Below are 1,187 nucleotides of genomic sequence, written 5' to 3'. Positions count from 1 at the left end.
CTGGGAATTTAATGGACTCATTCCGAACTAATTGCGGATAAGTAGATCGAGTCCCCCTATACTTGACGCATTCGCATGATCACTCTAACCCTTGGCGTGATCATGTTGGAGAACATTAAGTGGCAAAGATGACGACGAGCCAGCGCAAAGAGTACACCAAAGACGACGTCAAGCTACTCAAGGCACATTCCAAATCCCGTACCCCGGTAGCTAAACTCTCGAAGCTGATGAAGCGATCTGAGGGCTCGTTGAGGCAGAAGGCACGCAGCCTCGGAATTGGTTTAGGGCATCAGCGCTAACCGGCGAGTTTGAGATAAAGGGTCTCGGCCCTAAACCCGAGCACGCGAGAATGGTCCGCCAGCGTGAACCGGCGGACCGGACTAAATCATCTGGCATTCCGTGCCGCCGCCACTGCTCCGTTGAACAGCCGGCACCACTCTTGTTCAAGATCTCGCACTTTTTCGGTCAAGAGAAAGACCGTGAACGTGGCAAGTTGCACATCTTCCGTATCCGGTACTTCTACGCAGATCCCATCATCGTGCCTCAAGTCGCCGATTGCCTTGTGCATTTGAAGCTCGGCAAGTCGCGCCATCCGCGTGAGGTCGCAAACGTCGGGTTCAAGATCCCGAAACGCCTGCGCAAGGCGTTCCCCTTCGCGTGCTTTTATGATCTCGATTTGATCGCAGTCGCACGCGGCGGACAGCTTGTGGCCCACCGACAGGCCGGATTGAAGAAACCTACTTGCCTTGGCCAGGACGGGAACTTCCCAAGCCTCGATGTTTCCGAACTCTTCGGTGCCTTCCCGGACGATATCCAACAAGGACAACGCCTCTTCTGAGGTTGCAGGGGCCAATGCCCTGAGTGCGTCTTGAGACGCGGCAAGTTCGTTGCGCGCATCCTCTTCTCGCTTAGCAAGCGCCTCTAGGCCGGCTCGCTTATCCCATTCCTTGCCGGCCCGGACGGTAGCGCGATATCGCTTGCGTGCCGCCTTGTACTCCTTCGCAACGATCTGGGCGTCATCGCCTGCCGCCAGAAGCCGCTCGCGCATTGCCTCAATCTCACTCCCACCTATCGCCGAGTAGTTCCGCCAAGGGATCAGCGCGGCAGGCCTATGACCATGCGCGGTGAATGCTGCCTCATGCGCATCATCAAGCTCAATGGATACCTGCTGCAACGCTGCCTTAGCG

1 pseudogene is annotated in these 1,187 nt (G+C 56.7%); it reads right to left on the bottom strand.

Annotated elements, in window-relative coordinates:
- Positions 1–385 precede the first annotated feature (385 nt).
- Positions 386–1,187, bottom strand: a pseudogene (locus AC630_RS46100) (hypothetical protein); the annotation flags it as partial.

The sequence above is a fragment of the Bradyrhizobium sp. AS23.2 genome (genome assembly GCF_001908185.1).
Taxonomy (GTDB): Bacteria; Pseudomonadota; Alphaproteobacteria; order Rhizobiales; family Xanthobacteraceae; genus Bradyrhizobium.
The sequence above is the reverse complement of the archived record's forward strand: the minus strand, read 5'-3'. Positions and strand labels throughout refer to the sequence as shown.